Here is a 16,028-nt window from a genome sequence, read left to right as displayed (position 1 = left end):
CGGGTGTTGTTGTCGGTGAGTTCACGCCACTTGGATGGGATTCTGCAGCAGTGACAAGTTGAACTGCTCAATCTACGAAAAAAAATTGAGCCCCATCCTGCCTATCAGGAATACGAGCAGGATCAGGAAAAAAACTCTGATGAAGCTGCTTCCATAACGTAATGCCAGAAAGACACCGGTCAAAGCGCCGGCCATATTGCATAAAGCAACTATGCCGCCAATCGCCCACAAGACATTACCGGAGGGGATAAAAAATATGAGCGCAGCGCTGAACGTCCCCAGATTGACCAGTTTTGCAGAGGCTGACGCATTGAGGAAATCAAAGCCAAAGACCTTGACGAAGATAAACAGCAACAGGCTGCCACTGCCCGGGCCGAACACACCATCGTAAAAACCGATCAGGCTGCCAAAGAAAACTCCAAGGCAAATGTCTTTCGTTCCGAAGTGGCGGTCTTTGCCTGCCAAACCAAGTTTTTTATTCATAAAGGTGTAGATAGTCATGACTATCAATATGAAAAAGACAACGATCTCCATCAATCTTTTAGGGACAAGGGATACTGAGAGCGCTCCGAGAAAAGAAAATAAAAAAGCGGCGAGCATGGTCGGAAGCATTAAATTCCAGCGGATTTTAATGCGCTTCAGGTAACCCGATATTGATGAAATATTGCCCGCCAGAACAGCTAGTTTATTGGTGCCGAAAATGGTGGCAAGGCTGTACTGGGGTAGAGCATGTAGAAGTGCAGGCACCTGTACCAGGCCTCCGCCCCCGACCGCAGCATCTATCAGGCCACCACAAAACGCGAAGAAACCCAGTGCAAGAACAGCGTGTTCAACATCCATGCATTGAATCCTCGTAGAACTTCGATTTTTTGGGGGTGAAGGCATGGTTGCTCATAGGGCGCAGGCGACGACCAGTCAGGAAAATAAACCTCATTGAGGGCATACAACAACTGATTTACATTGATTCGATTGTTCACTTTCAATGAGTATTGGGATGGAATTGTCGCAGCTCGTCATGTTCAAAAAGGTCGCTGATCGAGGCAGTATTATTCGTGCTTCTGAAGAGCTGCACTGTGTGCCGTCCAATATCACCAATCGAATCAGACTATTGGAGCGAGAACTCGGGGTTGATCTTTTTATAAGGAAAGGCAGGGGATTGATCATCAGCCCCTCCGGTCGGATTTTTCTCGGCTATACCAACAAAATCCTGTCTTTGTGCGAGGAGTCGCACCGAGCGCTTGATCCGTCGTCAGCGCCGTCGGGAGATCTCAGGATTGGTGCCATAGAATCGTCTGCTACGGGCAGATTACCCAAGCTGTTGTCCAGGTATCATCAACTTTACCCAGCAGTGCAGATGCAATTCAGCACTGGCGACTGGTCGCAATTATCCGCTGAGGTAGTCAGTCATAAACTGGATGGGGCAATCATTGCCGTGAGGCCGGAACACCCGGATATTGAGAGTATCGAGATCTATGAGGAGGATCTGGTCCTGATTGCTTCGCCGTCCGCAGGGCCGCTAAACCATCCAGAAGATTTGCATGGCGTGGATTTATTCATGTGGCCTGAAGGATGCCCCTACAGGAGGGCGTTGGTTGCCTGGCTGGAGCGGCACAACCTATCCAGCCCGATAACAAGCATAGCCAGTTATGGCACCATCCTTGGGTGCGTCAGTGCGGGCGCGGGGGTATCGTTGGTGCCGAAAGGGATATTTGAACAGTTCCAGCAAATCGGCGGTATTCAAGGATTCTTTTTCAAAGATCTAACGCCCGTGCAAAATTATTTTATCTGGAACAAGCACGTTGAATCTCATCGTGCAAAAGACAAGTTTGCCGATTTGCTCAAGGAAGAGTTCAAGGTTTGAGCAGTGAGCGGCAGTTGGCACTTTCCTGCAAAGCTCGCCTGCGCGAGTCATTCATCACAAGGGACTTGTCCGGATAGCGAATTGTGGGCGACGGAGTGAGGAAGCAGGGCAACGCCGGCGTCGCTGAGCTCTTACCGAGACGCCTGATAGGCTCTTGCAATCAAAGGCAATGGATTGAACAAATTGAATCTTGAAGCGCAACTGCGGGATCTTATTACTCGAGATCCCCTCCGGATGCACATCCTGCGCACAGTCAGGGATCTGAACTTGCCGGACAGCTGGGTTGCCGCCGGTTTTGTGCGCAGCCTGGTCTGGGATCATCTGCACCAGCGCGAACCCTCGCGATTGCCCGGGGACATTGATCTCATCTGGTTCGACAAAACACGTCACAGTGCGCAAACGGACTTCGCCTTGGAGGCCGAGCTTGCAACACGGTGCAGTGGCCTGAACTGGTCGGTGAAGAACCAGGCTCGCATGCACAAGCGAAACGCCGATGCACCTTATCAATCTTCTGCCGACGCCATGACCCGTTGGCCCGAGACAGCTACGGCGGTTGGGGTCAGGCTTGATCAGCAGGGTGCTATAGAGGTTTCGGCGCCGTTGGGACTGGAGGATTTGTTTGCGCTGAAAGTGCGACCAACCGCCCGATTTGAGAGTGATAGATACGCGGTGTTTGTGGAACGCGTTCAGTCGAAGAGATGGCTCGAGATTTGGCCGCGGTTGACGCTTGTTACGCAGGGTTGATATCCCAAGGGCAGCGAGCTGCCAGGCGACTTGGGTGGCCCAAACACCAGTGATCTTGGACTAGCCCCCAATCCTTGTAGGAGTGAGCCTGCTCGCGATGACCCCAGCCCATTCACCACCACATAAACAGAAAGCACCCAGCCCGTTTAAACAGTTATTCAAGACACAAGCAAACGGCTACAACGCCTTGCGCCATTCCCTACGACTACGCCAGAATCCGCCGACTTGTGCGTCTAGGTCGCGGGTTCTATCGTCTGTCGGTCGCTGCAGAACAGCGATCGGGTTTGGTAGCCCGCCATAACTAGTCGCATCGCGCGCCGTTCGCGGACCTGCTTCAGGTCTCTGCTCAATGGTGGCCATGCGCAGGACACCTTAGGGTGTGCCGGTTCCTAGTTACCGGTCTACCAACCCGCGTATGGCCGCCACCTTCGTTTGGTAGCGACTGTGAAGGCTCCTTTTCCTAACTAGGAGTTTCACCATGTTCAAAGTCACACCCAATCCGCCAGCCACCGACCCCGCATCGCCCTACGAATCCAGCGCCTCGAAAAAACTCCACGAAGCCGCCGAACGCGCCCTCGATCACTACCTCGGCCCGGCGGACATACTGGCCAGCACCAACATCCCGGAACAGATGTTCCTCGCCAACCCGAAATACGACACCGAATCTCTGCTGGCCAACGCGAGCGAATCCCTCGGCTCGGCCACCACCATGCTCTACGACTTCGCCGCGCTGCTCGACAACCCGCGCCGCAAAACCCTGCTGGGCATCGCCCAGGTCGTCATGCTCGGCGAAATCGCCGTGAACCAAGCTTTGGATAAAGTCGAAATAGCCAAATAACCCCCAACGCGACGAGAGCTAAACCTCGTCGCATCCCACGGTCGTGCCATGGCTGGCACACCGCCACGGCTTGCACCACCCGGCCCCGACTGTCACCCTTCGGGCCGTTCTTCAAGGATCAGAACAAGGAATCAAGGATTGAGTGGCTACGTTCCAAACCCGCCGAAAAACTACCGCTACGAACAAGCCAAACCCGTCGACATACACGCCCAGCACTGGGCCGAGTATGAGAAGCATGGGAAGGAGCCTGCGCGCGAGCCAGAGAAGATTGGCATCGCGTTGAGGATCGGGGTGTTCTTTGATGGCACGGGCAACAATGCCAATAACTCTGCTGCGGGGTTGTTGTGTGGTGCTCAGCATCCGATTGCGCCGGAGGACATTCCAGCTAGCTGTATCCTTACATGAGTGATCCGGACAGTAGTTATGGTAACGATGTAAGCAATGTGAAAAAGCTGAGTGACCTGTACGACGCCATGCCTGGGGCAGTAGGAGAGGGCGCTCATAAGAGCGCTTCTCGCGTCGTTTATGTCGAGGGTATCGGAACGCGGTCCGGCGAAGAAGACAGCAAGTTCGGTGCAGGCACTGGTCGGGGAGAAACCGGTGTAGCCAACAGAGTCGAATCCACATTCCCGAGCATTCAACAAGCGATCAGCCGAGCTCTGTTCGATAATCCAGGCAGTGAAATCACATCTTTGAAATTTGATGTGTTTGGCTTCAGTCGCGGCGCGGCTGCTGCGCGCCATTTTGCCAATGAGGTCGTCCGCACTAGCCGCGGCCCACTTGGCACTGTTCTAAGAAACCTGCCACGGGCTTTCAGTCCAAAATTCAACGACCGATACCAAGGCGACATCGATATAGGCTTCATTGGCTTGTTCGACACAGTCCCGTCGATAGCTGGTTGGTCCAATCTCGGAAACATCAAGAGCCCAATCGCGACCGGCATAAAACTCTATCTCGACCGTCGTTTCTTTACCGATGTCGTCCAACTATCAGCGCGCGATGAATGCAGGGCTAACTTCGCGCTGAGTCGTGTCAAAGCTGATCATTTGGAAATTACGCTACCCGGGGTACATTCGGATATCGGCGGAGGCTATCTCGAGAGCGCCCAAGAGTGTGTACTGGTAAGCCCCATGCAAACGCTCGTTGTGTCCTTGAGCACTGACGTCAAAGCGACTTCAATCTATCGCGATGCACTTGATGCACAAAGCCAATGGGTGGCCAAAGGTTGGCCTAAAGACATGCTGGAAATAGTAACGCCTGAAGCCTCATTCATCCCTGATGAACCACAAGATCGGCTCAGTCGTAATCAAAAGCGTGTTTACGCTGCTCTTCAGCTTAAGCGCCCGGTGAGCGGCATGCTGTCCAGGGTTTACCTGCGGCTGATGCATCGCTTGGCTAAAGAAAAGGGTGCTCGCTTCAACGACATTCCAGATACTCCTGATTTAACGATTCCGGCAGAGCTACAAGCCATGTGCGATAGATTTCTCGCTGGAAACTACAGCGTCACGCCGCAGGAGAACGAGTTGCTGAAATTGAAATACATTCACACATCCGCCAACTGGAACCATCCATTAGGACGAGCAGACGGAAGCGGAATAAAAGCTGTGTACATCAACGCACCAACTCAAGACTCCATCCGAGTGCAACATCCACACGTACCTGACTGGACGCTTTGGTAATGAAGATTTTCGTGACCATCTTGCTTGCACTGTTTATGTCAGGCTGCCAATCCGCTGATCCGCTGTCCGCCGGTTCCGACCCCAGATCGGGTTCATGGGAGCTCGCATTCACCGAACCCTACTACATGAAGGTATGGGTTGAAGACAGCGCCGTTGAAGACATCAACGGCAAGCTATTCAGGCGCACCGGATCAGGAACAGCAGCGGGCGGTGAGCCGGAAACCGGTGAAGAGTCCGCGCGAGGCTGGCATGCGGTTGGCGCTGCTGCAAAACCGGTGATTGGTGCCGACTTGCCCAAGCGCATTTATGTGCGCTGGCAATCTATCGCTGAATCACAGACATATCGCGTCTGGATAGACGTACCGGAAGAAGCCAGACAGCTGATGTTGGCATCGGTTAATCAGAGGTGCCCCGAAACTCCGGATGAACAAGCCAGCTATAGCGCCTCCATTTATTTGGGACTGGCTCCCGGAGGCGTGGTGCAGGTGTTTGTGCGCGATTCCTGTCACCGTCCCGTCAAAGTAGCCAGAGCCAAGGCTGAGATTGAGCCGTTGGGGCCTGGCCAAGGGAAGAACCAAGGACGCTATGCCTATCCGGTGAGTGAAAAGGCAAAACGGTATATCGACAAGTTCGGCATCCCGTACGGTAGTTGGTAAGTGGCGTGCCTTGGAGTGCAATTGCCACTCAAGCAGCCAATTCGATCTGCTGGCCCGGCATCGAGGGGGAGCGCTAGTCGGGGCGTCCTCCTATAACTCACGCTACCACAACCCTCAAACCTCAGCCTTCACCCCAACCTTCACCGCCGCTTTCCGATACGTCAGCAAAACAATCCCGCTCACCACAATCACGCCACCTACGATCTGCCCCCTGCTGAGCATCTGATCCAGCACAATCCAGCCCATCAGCAACGTCGCCAGTGGCTCGATATTCATCACCGGTGCGTTGCGCGGCATGTCCAGTCGGGGCACGGAGATGAACAGGACGATGAAACCGGTGCCGTACAGCACGACCAGCGTGGCGAGGGCCAGCCAGCCGGTTGAGGTGGCGGGGAGGTTGAGTCCGCCGGGCAGGGCGCCGGTCATTCCGGCAAGGTTGACGCTGCTGAACACGATGAAGATGGTCAGCAGGCTGCGCACCGAGCCGCGCACTTGCGACAGTTTGTGGTCGGTGATCCACAGCGCGCAGGCGAAGACGCTGGCGGCGCAGAAGGCGAGTGCGACGCCCATTAGCCATTCCGGGCCGACGCTGGCGCTGTCTGACAGACGTCCGGGGACATCCAGCACAAACACCAGCCCGACAAGGATCAACCCCATCAACATGGCGGTTCGAGCGCTCGGTCGTGGCCCGCCCAACACCCAGGTCAGCAAGGCGAGCAGGATCGGAAATACGTTGGCTACCAGCAGCGCCAAAGCGACCGGCACCCGTGCGACAGCGGAGTACAGACACAGGCTCTGCGCGGTAATCAGCAGGCCCAACAACAATTGCCAGCGCCAGGCGCCTGCTGGCAGACGCAAACTCTGCCGTTGCCACAGCACCAGAATGGCCAGCACCAGCAAGGTCCCGCCAGAACGCATCAGGATCGCCAGCAGCACACCCGCGCCGTCATCAAAAGCCACCCGCGCCGCGACGTGGTTGCCGGCGAACGCACAACCCATGCACAACAGAATGATCACGGCGAGATAGCGAGGGAAGGGCGGCGGTACGGTTGGGGCAAATTCAGGGCGGGACATGGCAGATCTCAAAAATGATAGCCACTCAGGGTGGCTCAGGTTTTTATTATGTTGTCGTACAACTGCCCGATTTGTACCGTAATCGAGCAGGAGCGGCAAGCTTGAAAGGCTTCATAAAGCGCTTAGGCATGATGCTGATTAAGTTTAAGAGGTCGTATAACTTGTTTACTAAGCCCGAGCGCCGAGTCGAGTCGCCCATCCATCCTCTCGAGCCTGACCCACCAGAAAATCCACAAAAGCCCGGGTTTTCGCCGGCAACAGCTTCTGACTGGAAAAATACAAATAGATCTGCCCCGCATCGACATACCACTCCGGCAATACCCTCTCCAGCGTGCCGTCCTGCAGATACGGCAGCACATCCGGAACTGCCAACAGCGCAACCCCCAATCCCAGCCGCGCGCACTGACACAGCGCTTGCGGATCGTTGACCAACAGGCGCGGCGCCAACTCCAGCGGTGCTCGTTGTCCATCGGGCCCTTGCAGCATCCAGCTGCGCACCTTGCCGGTCTGTACCGAGCGCATGGCCAGATGATCCAGCGTCGACAGCTCTTCAATGCGCCGGATGCGCTTGTGTCCCGAGAGATATTCCTTCGATGCCACCAGAATCAGATGCGCCGGCGCGATGGCTCTGGCGACCACGCCCTGCGCCAGCTCGATGCCGCCGCCGATGGCCGCATCAAATCCATCCGCGATGAGATCGACCTGGCGATTATCGAGGTGCCATTCGGGGATTACGGCGGGGTATCGCTTAAGAAACTCGGGCATCAGCGGCAACAGAAAATCCCTAGCGAACCCTGGCGCTGCGTTCAGACGCAGAACGCCTGAAGGCTCGCCAGCGTTGCCCGCGACATCGGCGATTGCCGCCTGAACGGTTTCCAGTCCCGAACCGACGTTGGCCAGAAAGCGCTCTCCAGCCTCGGTGAGGGTGAGTTTGCGTGTGCTGCGCTGGAACAAACGCACGCCGAGGTTGGCCTCCAGTTGCGCGACATTGCGGCTGACCGCCGCGGGCGTAAGGCCCAGGCGTCGCGCGGCGGCAGAGAAGCTGCCCGCCTCGGCGCTGCGCACGAATGACAGCAAATTGCCTAACGTCTCCATCTGCGCACCTTCAACGAATGATTGAAAGTGATTCTATTGGTCTTCCACTACTGGTGGAAGATCAAAAAGCGTCTCATGGCCTCATCAACTACTTGAGGAAACAGACATGAACATCAGCATCATTGGTACAGGCTCCATCGGCACCGCCATCGCTCGGTTGCTCGTCAACGCTGGCCTTTCGGTCAGCCTGGCCAACAGTCGTGGGCCGCAGAGCCTTGCCGATCTGGTCGGCGAATTGGGCCCACTCGCGCAAGCCGTAACTGCTCAGCAGGCGAGTCAGGCGGACATCGTCTTTCTGGCGGTGAACTGGTCGAAAATTCCCGATGCCGTGCGCGATCTCGGGCCTTGGGAGGGGCGTATCGTGATCGACGCCAACAACCCGATTGAGGCGCCATTGTTCAAACCGGTCGATCTGGGCGGCCAGCCGTCTTCACAATTGTTGGCGCAGATGCTGCCCGGCGCGCACGTGGTCAAGGCCTTCAATCATTTGCTCGCGGCTCTGCTGACCGATCCCACCACCGAGGGCGGCAAGCGTGTGCTGTTTTATTCCGGTGAGGATGCGGCCAGCAAAGCCAGGGTTGCAGAGCTGATAGACCGATTGGGTTTTTACGGCATCGATCTGGGCGGTGTGCAGCAGGGCGTGCTTGCGCAATTCCCGGGCGGACCGTTGCCGGCATTGAATCTCGTGAAACATGGCTGACGAATGAGTCCGGGAAGCACAACGTGAGTAGGGCGGACGGGTCGCAGATCCTGATGTCCTGCCGCCCGTCGCCGACTGCGAATCGCCTCAATATCGCGCATTGACATATCTAAGAATCTCGATATCCTCGGCGCATGGAACTGATCGAAATCTTCAAAGCCCTCTCGAACCCGACGCGCCTCAAGATCCTTGAAGGCCTGAAGGATCCCGTCAAGAACTTCCCCCCGCAGGATGAGGGTGACGTTCTCGTTGAGGGTGTCTGCGTCAGCAGCATCCAGGAAGGCATCGGCCTGTCGCAGTCGACGGTGTCGAGTTATCTGGCCACGTTGCAGCGGGTGGGGCTGGTTGAAGTGCGGCGCATCGGTCAATGGACCTACTACAAACGCAATGAGGCTGCTATCAGCGCGCTTGCAGAGATCATAGGGAAAGAGCTGTAAATTTTTTTACCGCAGGATATCGATAAATCTCGATATCCCTCTTTATCGATACGAGGTGTTCCCATGAAAGCGATGATTCTGAAATCTTTCGGCGGTCCTGATTCGTTCGAACTGAGCGACGTTGCCAAACCGGTTCCGCAAGCGGGCCAGGTGCTGGTCCGGGTGCACGCCACTTCCATCAATCCCCTGGATTACCAGGTGCGCCGCGGTGACTATCCCGATCTAGTGCCGCTGCCAGCCATTACCGGTCACGACGTATCGGGCGTGGTTGAAGCTGTCGGGCCGGGCGTCAGCGCCTTCGCGCCGGGCGACGAAGTCTGGTACACCCCGCAGATATTCGACGGGCAGGGCAGTTATGCCGAGTACCACGTCGCAGCCGAAAGCATCATCGCCCGAAAGCCTTCCTCGCTGAGTCACCTCGAGGCGGCGAGTCTGAGTCTGGTCGGCGGTACGGTGTGGGAAGCGCTGACCGTGCGCGCTGTGCTGCGAGTCGGCGAGAGCATTCTGATCCACGGCGGCGCGGGCGGTGTCGGCCATGTGGCGATTCAGGTGGCGAAAGCCATGGGCGCCAGGGTGTTCACCACCGTGCGCGAAGACAACGCCGAGTTCGCCCGCAGCCTGGGCGCCGATGTGGTGATCGATTACACCCAAGAGGATTACGTTGAAGCGATCATGCGCGAAACCGCCGGGCATGGCGTTGATGTGGTGTTCGACACCATCGGTGGCGATACCCTGTCTCGCAGTGCCGACGCGCTCGCCCAGCTTGGCCGCGTTGTCTCGATCGTCGACATCGCGCAGCCACAAAACCTCGTCCAGGCCTGGGGCAAGAACGCCAGCTATCACTTCGTCTTTACCCGGCAGAACCGCGGCAAGCTCGATGAACTGACCGCGCTGGTCGAGCGCGGCCAGCTGCGGCCGCATGTTGGCGCCGTCTATTCGCTCGCCGACATCCCGCTCGCCCACGCAAGACTGGAGAGTGCCAACAACGGACTCATAGGAAAAATCGCCATCGCCGTTGAGCCTTCGCTCATCGTCTGAACGCGTTCAACTCATTCTGGAGAAACGTCATGGTTTATGAAATCGCTGTCCTGCCCGTTCACCCGCAACAGACTGAAGCCTTCCGACGCGCATTTGCCGAAGTCGAACCGCTGCTCACCCGCGCCAAGGGATACGGCGGGCACTTGCTGGCGCAAGGTATCGAAACGCCCGAGCAATTCAATTTGATCGTGCGCTGGCGCTCGCTTGAGGATCACTCGCCGGGGTTTGAGGAGAGTGACGACCACCAGCGGTTCATGCTGGGGCTGGAGGATTATTTTTCCGCAGAACCGAAGGTCTACCACATTGAGGGTGGTGCTTTTCCGGATGGCGACTTGAGCGTTCCGGGCAGCAGCGCAAGCACAGGTAGTCAAGTGTTCTGATGGCTTTCGTCACAAGCGGCTGTTGCCGATTTTCCTCCGGCGTTGAACCACCGCATTGATGGTAGGCTGCACGAGGTCAGCCGTACCTTCTGTACTCCTGAGTTTGTTCTTTCACTGTCTGCGCCGGCTCGCCTGCCGGCGCAGATGGATTTCCTCTATGGACTACAGCCATGCGCCTGCCAGATTTCATTCTCGAAAACCTAGAGCCGATCCTGCAGGCCTGGGAAGATTTCGCCCGCACCATCGAGACGCCGGGGGTGGAGCTCGATAACGTCGCGCTGCGCGATCACGCCGAGCAGATGTTGCGCGCCATTGTCATCGATCTGCGGACCAAGCAGACCATGAGCGAACAAATCGCCAAAGCCCAGGGCCAAGCGCCGCGCGACGATGAAGAAACGGCTGCGGAAACCCACGCGGTGACGCGATTGATGGCCGGTTTCACCATTGATCAGATGGTTTCCGAATACCGCGCGCTACGCACCAGTGTGCTGAGCCAGTGGCTGCGTCAGGTCAAGGATGGCAAATCGGTGAATGTCGACGACATGACGCGTTTTCACGAAGCCATCGATCAGGCGCTGGCGGAGTCGATTGCCAGCTATTCACGCGCGGTTGAGGCTTCGCGCAATGTGTTTCTGGGAATTCTCGGCCACGACTTGCGCACGCCGCTGGGGGCGATTCTGCTCGGTGCCGACAGGTTGCGCCGTACGGAATCCACCGACCCGCATACCGGCAAAGTGGCCCGGCAGATCTACGCCAGCGTGCAGCGCGCCACTCAGATCGTTGGCGACCTGCTCGATCTCACGCGGTGCCAGATGGGCCCGGGCATTCCGGTGAAAAAAGCCCTTATCGATCTCAGCCCCTTGTGCGAGCGGGTTATCGAGGAAATCCGCGCCTTTCACCCGCAGGCCAACGTTGTGTTCGAGGCGAAGCAGCCGGTGATGGGAGCGTTCGATGGCGCCAGAATGGAACAGGTCTTTTCCAACATCATCAGCAATGCGGTGACCCACGGCGACAATCAGTTTCCGGTCACGGTCGAGTTGCAGGCGTTGGAGGAGGGTGCGGTCTTTACGGTACACAACGGCGGTGAGCCGATCCCGGAGGATGTACTGCCGTTCATTTTCAACCCAATGGGGCGTTTCTCTCAGCGCTCCGTGGTGGATCACGGGCCCGTCGCTGGGCTTGGACTCGGCCTGTTTATCGCCTCGGAAATCGTCGCCTCGCATGCCGGCTCCATTGAGGTGAGCTCTGATCTGCCAGGCGGAACCGTATTTTGCGTCAAGCTTCCGGTGGATGCCGACAGCCTCTTCACCCTGTAGGCGAATCGATGAAGGGCCGGCTCCGGCCCTCCAGCCTGATTACTCCTCCATCACCTCAACCAAACCGCGATCCTCACCGAGGAACCCGCCGCTCTGGTGCTGCCACAGCCGCGCGTAGGTGCCGTTCTTCTCAAGCAATTGCGCGTGGGTGCCTTGTTCGATGATGCGGCCTTCGTCCATGACGATCAGGCGGTCCATTGCCGCGATGGTCGACAAGCGGTGGGCGATGGCGATCACGGTTTTGCCCTGCATCATTTCGTCGAGGCTTTCCTGGATCGCCACTTCGACTTCGGAATCCAGCGCGCTGGTGGCTTCGTCGAGCAGCAGGATCGGCGCGTTCTTCAGCATCACCCGGGCGATGGCGATGCGTTGGCGCTGGCCGCCGGAGAGTTTGATGCCGCGTTCGCCGACCAGCGTGTCGTAGCCGCTGTGGCCCTGCTTGTCGCTCAACTGGCTGATGAAACCATCGGCCTGGGCGTTCACCGCGGCGCGGTGGATGTCCGCGTCGGTGGCGTCCGGTCGACCGTAGGCGATGTTGTCGCGAATCGAGCGGTGCAGCAGCGACGTATCCTGAGTGACCATGCCGATCACACTGCGCAGGCTGTCCTGCGTGACCTTGGCGATGTTCTGCCCATCGATGCGAATCTCGCCGCGATCGACGTCATAGAAACGCAGCAGCAGGTTGATCAGCGTCGACTTGCCCGCACCGGAGCGGCCAACCAGGCCGATTTTTTCGCCGGGGCGAATGTGCAGCGTCAGGCCGTCGAGCACCTGGCGCTCGCCGTTGTAATTGAAGCTGACATTGTCGAAAACCACTTCGCCGCCGGCCGGCTCCAGCACTTTGGCATCCGGCGCGTCCTGGACTTTCGGGCCACTGGTCAGGGTCGCCATGCCGTCCTGCACGGTGCCGATGTTTTCGAACAGTGAGGTCATCTGCCACATGATCCAGTGCGACATGCCATTGATGCGCAACGCCATCGCAGTGATCGCCGCAACAGCACCGGTGCCGACCTCGCCCTGATGCCACAGCCACAACGCATAACCACCGGCACCGAGAATCAGCGCGACCACCAGCGCCTGGTTGACGATTTCGAACTGGCTGACCAGACGCATCTGGCGGAAGCCGGTGAGCTTGAAATCTTCCATCGCCGCGCGAGCAAAATGCGCCTCACGCTTGGAGTGCGAGAACAGTTTGACCGTGGTGATGTTGGTGTAGGCGTCGGCAATCCGTCCGGTCATCGACGAGCGTGCATCGGCCTGCTCCTGGCCGACCTTGCCCAGACGCGGGACGAAATACACCATTGCCAGCCCGAACAGAACGATCCACGCCAGAAACGGCAGCATCAGCTTCAGCGCAAAGCCACCGGCCAGCGCAATGATGGCGATGAAGTAGACGCCGATGCCGGGGAGGATTTCGATCAGGGTGAACAGCACTTCACGCACCGACAACGCGGTTTGCATGACTTTGGTGGTGACCCGGCCGGAGAATTCATCGGAGAAGAACGACAGGCTTTGCCGCAGCATCAGCCGATGGAAGTCCCAGCGCAGCCGCAGCGGCAGATTGATCGCGAGGATCTGGTGCTGGACCATGGTGCGCAGCGCCACCAGGCCAATGCTGACCACCAGCACAATGCCGATGCCCCACAATACGCGGCTTTCCTCGGCACCGGCGGCGCCCCCGGATTGCCAGGTCGAAAGCAGATCCACCACTTGCCCGAGGAAGGAAAACAGCCACGCCTCGTAGATCGACACGCTGGCGCTGAGCAACGCAAAGGCAAGGATGTAACCGCGTGCGCCTCGGGTGCAGGCCCACAGGAATCGCATGAGGCCGACTGGCGGTGGCGGCGCCTCATCGGGTGGGAAAGGGTCGAGCCTTTGTTCGAACAGGCGAAGCATTGCGGTCTCCGAAGTGATCAGGGTAGGGGGATTCTGCCATCTATCGGCGGCGTTGCGGGTTTCACTGGCGTGATCAGGATGAACCCCCGTGCCATGTCTTGACCGCAGACAGGCGCAGAAGCTCAACGCAATCTCTCAAGGCGCAACCTTTCGTCGGTGATCCCGGCCATACGTTGCACGCTCATCAACCTCTTTGAACTCTCGCGCAAGCCGCTCCGTCCTCATCTATGTGGGGGCTCGAGGCATTGTTGCCGTGTAGTCCCGTTTTTGCGTTTTCAGTGAGAAGGCGAGGGGCGACATGAATACGTCAGACAGCAGGGCAGGGTATGAATCAGGTGATCCAAACGGCAAGCCTGAGCAAGGTTTCGATCATCTGAAAGACAACGTCAGCGAAGCATTGGGCGGCGCGCGCGAACAGGCCGATGCGCAATTCGGTCAGTATCGCGACACGGCGGCCGAGCAGATCGAAGCGTTGGCGCAAGGCGCGAAAAGCTTCGTTTCGGAACTGCAGGACAAAGACACGTTAGGCATGTCCGATTACATCAACGACATGGCGGAATCCATGACCGGGCTGGCGGACAATCTGCGCGGCAAGAGTGCCGAACAGTTGCTGCACGATGCGGCGGATCTGGCGCGCAACAATCCGGGCCTGTTTATCGCCGGCAGCATTGCCATCGGTTTCGGCCTGTCGCGGTTTCTCAAGGCAGGCACGGCTGCGGCGGCAACTGTCAGCGCCGAACACGATCCAGCGGCAGGCACGACTTCGACGCCACCATCAGGCGATTACGGTGCGCAGCGACCCTATGAATCGTCAGTGCCGTCCTCGTCCCCAACCAATCCGGGACTGGCCACTGGCATCACTCCCACCTCACCTAATGAGCATGATCACCCCTCTGATTTCGCAGCGGCTTCCGTACCGCATGCACCCGACGCCAAAGGAGAACTGTGATGAACAGAGATGAATCTGATCTGAGCGGGGCAAGGCCCCTCGGCCAAACGGATGATGCTTCGGTGGTGGGCTTGTTGCGGCAGCTGTCCCGCGAAGTACCGGCGTTGTTCACCAAGGAATTGGCGCTGGCCAAAGCCGAATTGCACAACAGCCTCAGCACGCTGAAGGCTGGCATCGGCGCGGTGGCCGGCGGTGCGATTGTGTTCCTCGCCGGCTTCATCATTCTGCTGATGTCGGCGGTCTATGGCTTGAGCCTGTTCATGGCGCCGTGGCTGGCCGCGTTGATCGTTGGCGTGGTGGTAATGATCATCGGCTTCGCCATGCTGCAATCCGGGAAAAAGCAATTCGAGCCGTCTCACTTCAAACCTGATCGCACCCTCGACGCCTTGAACAAGGATCAGGAAGCGCTGCGGAGGAAAGTCTCATGAAAAGCGAACTGGATATCGAAGCGGAAAAAAGCCCGGAACAGATCGAGCGCGAAATCGATGCGCAACGCGCGAGCATCGGCAATATCGTCGATCAACTGGAGAGCAAATTCACCCCCGGGCAGATGATTGATCAGGCCTGGGGGATGATGCAGAGCAATGGCTCGACGTTCTTCACCAACCTCGGCACCAGCGTGCGCAATAACCCGGTGCCGGCGGTGCTGACATCGGTGGGCCTGCTCTGGCTGATGATCAGCCAGAATCGCCCGCCCGTGCCGCAACCGACCTATCGCAGCGGACCGGATCAGGACAAGGCCGGCGAGTGGGCCGATGGTTTGGCCGACGGCGTCGACAGTGCGCGCGCGCATCTGCACTCGACCACCGACTCGCTGAAGGACGGGTACCAGACGCTGAAAGGCAAGGCCAGCCACCTCGGTGAAAATGTCGGTGCAGCCAAGGAAAATCTGAGCCATGCGATGCATGACGCCAGTGACCGCTTGTCGCGCAATTCGCAAGTGCTCGGCCAACAGTTCAGTCACCTGCTCAAAGAGCAACCGCTGATGGTGGCTGCCGCTGGAGTCGCGCTCGGTGCGTTGCTCGGCGCGGCGTTGCCGACCACCTCCACTGAGCAGCGCTACATGGGCCGCACCAGCGCCGGCATGGTCGACAAGGCCAAGCAGAAAGCGCAGGAAGGTTATGAAGCGGTGCGCGACACGGTGACCCGGACCACCGAGCAGACCGAGGGTGAAACCAGACCGGATCCGGCGCGGCCGTCGTCCTCGGATCTGTCGCAGGGGCTGGGTACATCCTGAAGGTGAAAGACCAAGGGAGGCCTGTAACAGGCCTCCCTTTTTGTTGGGCGGCGGTGATTCGGTACGGCGCTATCGCGAGCAGGCTCACTCCTACAGGGGTATGAGTGGCGAAGAAGATTGTCGATCTG

The 16,028-nt window shown here is 58.0% G+C and carries 16 protein-coding genes and 1 pseudogene; 13 read left to right on the top strand and 4 right to left on the bottom strand.

Annotated features, from left to right (window positions below; translation table 11 throughout):
- Window positions 1-72: 72 nt before the first annotated feature.
- A complete protein-coding gene (locus AEQ63_RS04455; protein ID WP_064361926.1) occupies window positions 73-840 on the bottom strand; it encodes a sulfite exporter TauE/SafE family protein in 768 nt (255 codons plus the stop codon).
- A gap of 154 nt (window positions 841-994) precedes the next feature.
- Here AEQ63_RS04455 and AEQ63_RS04450 point away from each other — a divergent pair, with 154 nt between their 5' ends.
- The 5 genes and pseudogenes from AEQ63_RS04450 (at window position 995) to AEQ63_RS04430 (ending at window position 5,778) form a co-directional block, all read left to right on the top strand.
- Window positions 995-1,861, top strand: a complete 867-nt coding sequence (locus AEQ63_RS04450; RefSeq protein WP_042609638.1) for a LysR family transcriptional regulator — start codon at window positions 995-997, stop codon at window positions 1,859-1,861.
- A gap of 183 nt (window positions 1,862-2,044) precedes the next feature.
- Window positions 2,045-2,605, top strand: coding sequence for a nucleotidyltransferase family protein (locus AEQ63_RS04445; protein WP_152972329.1), 561 nt, complete (start codon window positions 2,045-2,047; stop codon window positions 2,603-2,605).
- A 478-nt stretch (window positions 2,606-3,083) separates the two neighbouring features.
- Window positions 3,084-3,443: a DUF6124 family protein gene (locus AEQ63_RS04440; RefSeq protein ID WP_064361925.1), complete on the top strand. Its 360-nt coding sequence runs from the start codon at window positions 3,084-3,086 to the stop codon at window positions 3,441-3,443.
- Between the two features lie 138 nt (window positions 3,444-3,581).
- Window positions 3,582-5,122: pseudogene (locus AEQ63_RS04435) on the top strand (T6SS phospholipase effector Tle1-like catalytic domain-containing protein).
- Window positions 5,122-5,778, top strand: a complete 657-nt coding sequence (locus AEQ63_RS04430; protein WP_064361924.1) for a DUF2931 family protein — start codon at window positions 5,122-5,124, stop codon at window positions 5,776-5,778. Before AEQ63_RS04435 ends, AEQ63_RS04430 begins: the two are co-directional and overlap by 1 nt.
- Before the next feature lie 114 nt (window positions 5,779-5,892).
- Here AEQ63_RS04430 and AEQ63_RS04425 read toward each other — a convergent pair whose 3' ends face one another.
- Both AEQ63_RS04425 and AEQ63_RS04420 read right to left on the bottom strand, forming a co-directional pair.
- Entirely contained in the window at window positions 5,893-6,852 is a 960-nt protein-coding gene (locus tag AEQ63_RS04425) for an EamA family transporter (RefSeq protein WP_064361923.1), read from the bottom strand.
- 168 nt (window positions 6,853-7,020) lie between these two features.
- Window positions 7,021-7,947 (bottom strand): LysR family transcriptional regulator, encoded by a 927-nt coding sequence (locus AEQ63_RS04420; RefSeq protein ID WP_064361922.1) that lies wholly within the window; start codon window positions 7,945-7,947, stop codon window positions 7,021-7,023.
- Between the two features lie 106 nt (window positions 7,948-8,053).
- Between AEQ63_RS04420 and AEQ63_RS04415 the strand changes: the two genes are divergently transcribed.
- The 5 genes from AEQ63_RS04415 (at window position 8,054) to AEQ63_RS04395 (ending at window position 11,818) form a co-directional block, all read left to right on the top strand.
- A complete protein-coding gene (locus tag AEQ63_RS04415; protein WP_064361921.1) occupies window positions 8,054-8,647 on the top strand; it encodes an NADPH-dependent F420 reductase in 594 nt (197 codons plus the stop codon).
- Between the two features lie 134 nt (window positions 8,648-8,781).
- On the top strand, window positions 8,782-9,084 hold the full coding sequence (locus AEQ63_RS04410) for an ArsR/SmtB family transcription factor (RefSeq protein WP_024012559.1): 303 nt from the start codon (window positions 8,782-8,784) through the stop codon (window positions 9,082-9,084).
- A gap of 63 nt (window positions 9,085-9,147) precedes the next feature.
- Window positions 9,148-10,122, top strand: a complete 975-nt coding sequence (locus AEQ63_RS04405; RefSeq protein ID WP_064361920.1) for a zinc-dependent alcohol dehydrogenase family protein — start codon at window positions 9,148-9,150, stop codon at window positions 10,120-10,122.
- A 29-nt stretch (window positions 10,123-10,151) separates the two neighbouring features.
- Window positions 10,152-10,502, top strand: coding sequence for an antibiotic biosynthesis monooxygenase family protein (locus tag AEQ63_RS04400; protein WP_064361919.1), 351 nt, complete (start codon window positions 10,152-10,154; stop codon window positions 10,500-10,502).
- Between the two features lie 170 nt (window positions 10,503-10,672).
- The gene (locus AEQ63_RS04395; protein WP_064361918.1) at window positions 10,673-11,818 is read left to right on the top strand and encodes a sensor histidine kinase; all 1,146 of its coding nucleotides are present in this window, start codon (window positions 10,673-10,675) and stop codon (window positions 11,816-11,818) included.
- A gap of 39 nt (window positions 11,819-11,857) precedes the next feature.
- Here AEQ63_RS04395 and AEQ63_RS04390 read toward each other — a convergent pair whose 3' ends face one another.
- A complete protein-coding gene (locus AEQ63_RS04390; RefSeq protein WP_042609649.1) occupies window positions 11,858-13,714 on the bottom strand; it encodes an ABC transporter ATP-binding protein in 1,857 nt (618 codons plus the stop codon).
- Window positions 13,715-14,012: 298 nt separating this feature from the next.
- On the opposite strand from AEQ63_RS04390, the gene AEQ63_RS04385 reads away from it, so the two are divergent.
- From AEQ63_RS04385 to AEQ63_RS04375, 3 genes are read left to right on the top strand one after another with little or no spacing between them, the layout of a single operon-like run.
- Window positions 14,013-14,663, top strand: a complete 651-nt coding sequence (locus tag AEQ63_RS04385) for a hypothetical protein (protein ID WP_064361917.1) — start codon at window positions 14,013-14,015, stop codon at window positions 14,661-14,663.
- Window positions 14,663-15,091: a phage holin family protein gene (locus tag AEQ63_RS04380; protein ID WP_042609651.1), complete on the top strand. Its 429-nt coding sequence runs from the start codon at window positions 14,663-14,665 to the stop codon at window positions 15,089-15,091. The genes AEQ63_RS04385 and AEQ63_RS04380 overlap by 1 nt, the downstream gene beginning before the upstream one ends.
- Window positions 15,088-15,900 carry a DUF3618 domain-containing protein gene (locus AEQ63_RS04375; protein ID WP_064361916.1) on the top strand — a complete coding sequence of 271 codons (813 nt, stop codon included), beginning with the start codon at window positions 15,088-15,090 and terminating at the stop codon, window positions 15,898-15,900. Before AEQ63_RS04380 ends, AEQ63_RS04375 begins: the two co-directional genes overlap by 4 nt.
- Window positions 15,901-16,028: the final 128 nt, after the last annotated feature.

This window comes from Pseudomonas sp. RIT-PI-o (assembly GCF_001297215.1).
GTDB lineage: Bacteria > Pseudomonadota > Gammaproteobacteria > Pseudomonadales > Pseudomonadaceae > Aquipseudomonas > Aquipseudomonas moraviensis_A.
Note: the sequence above shows the minus strand (reverse complement) of the source record. Positions and strands in the feature narration are given on the sequence as shown.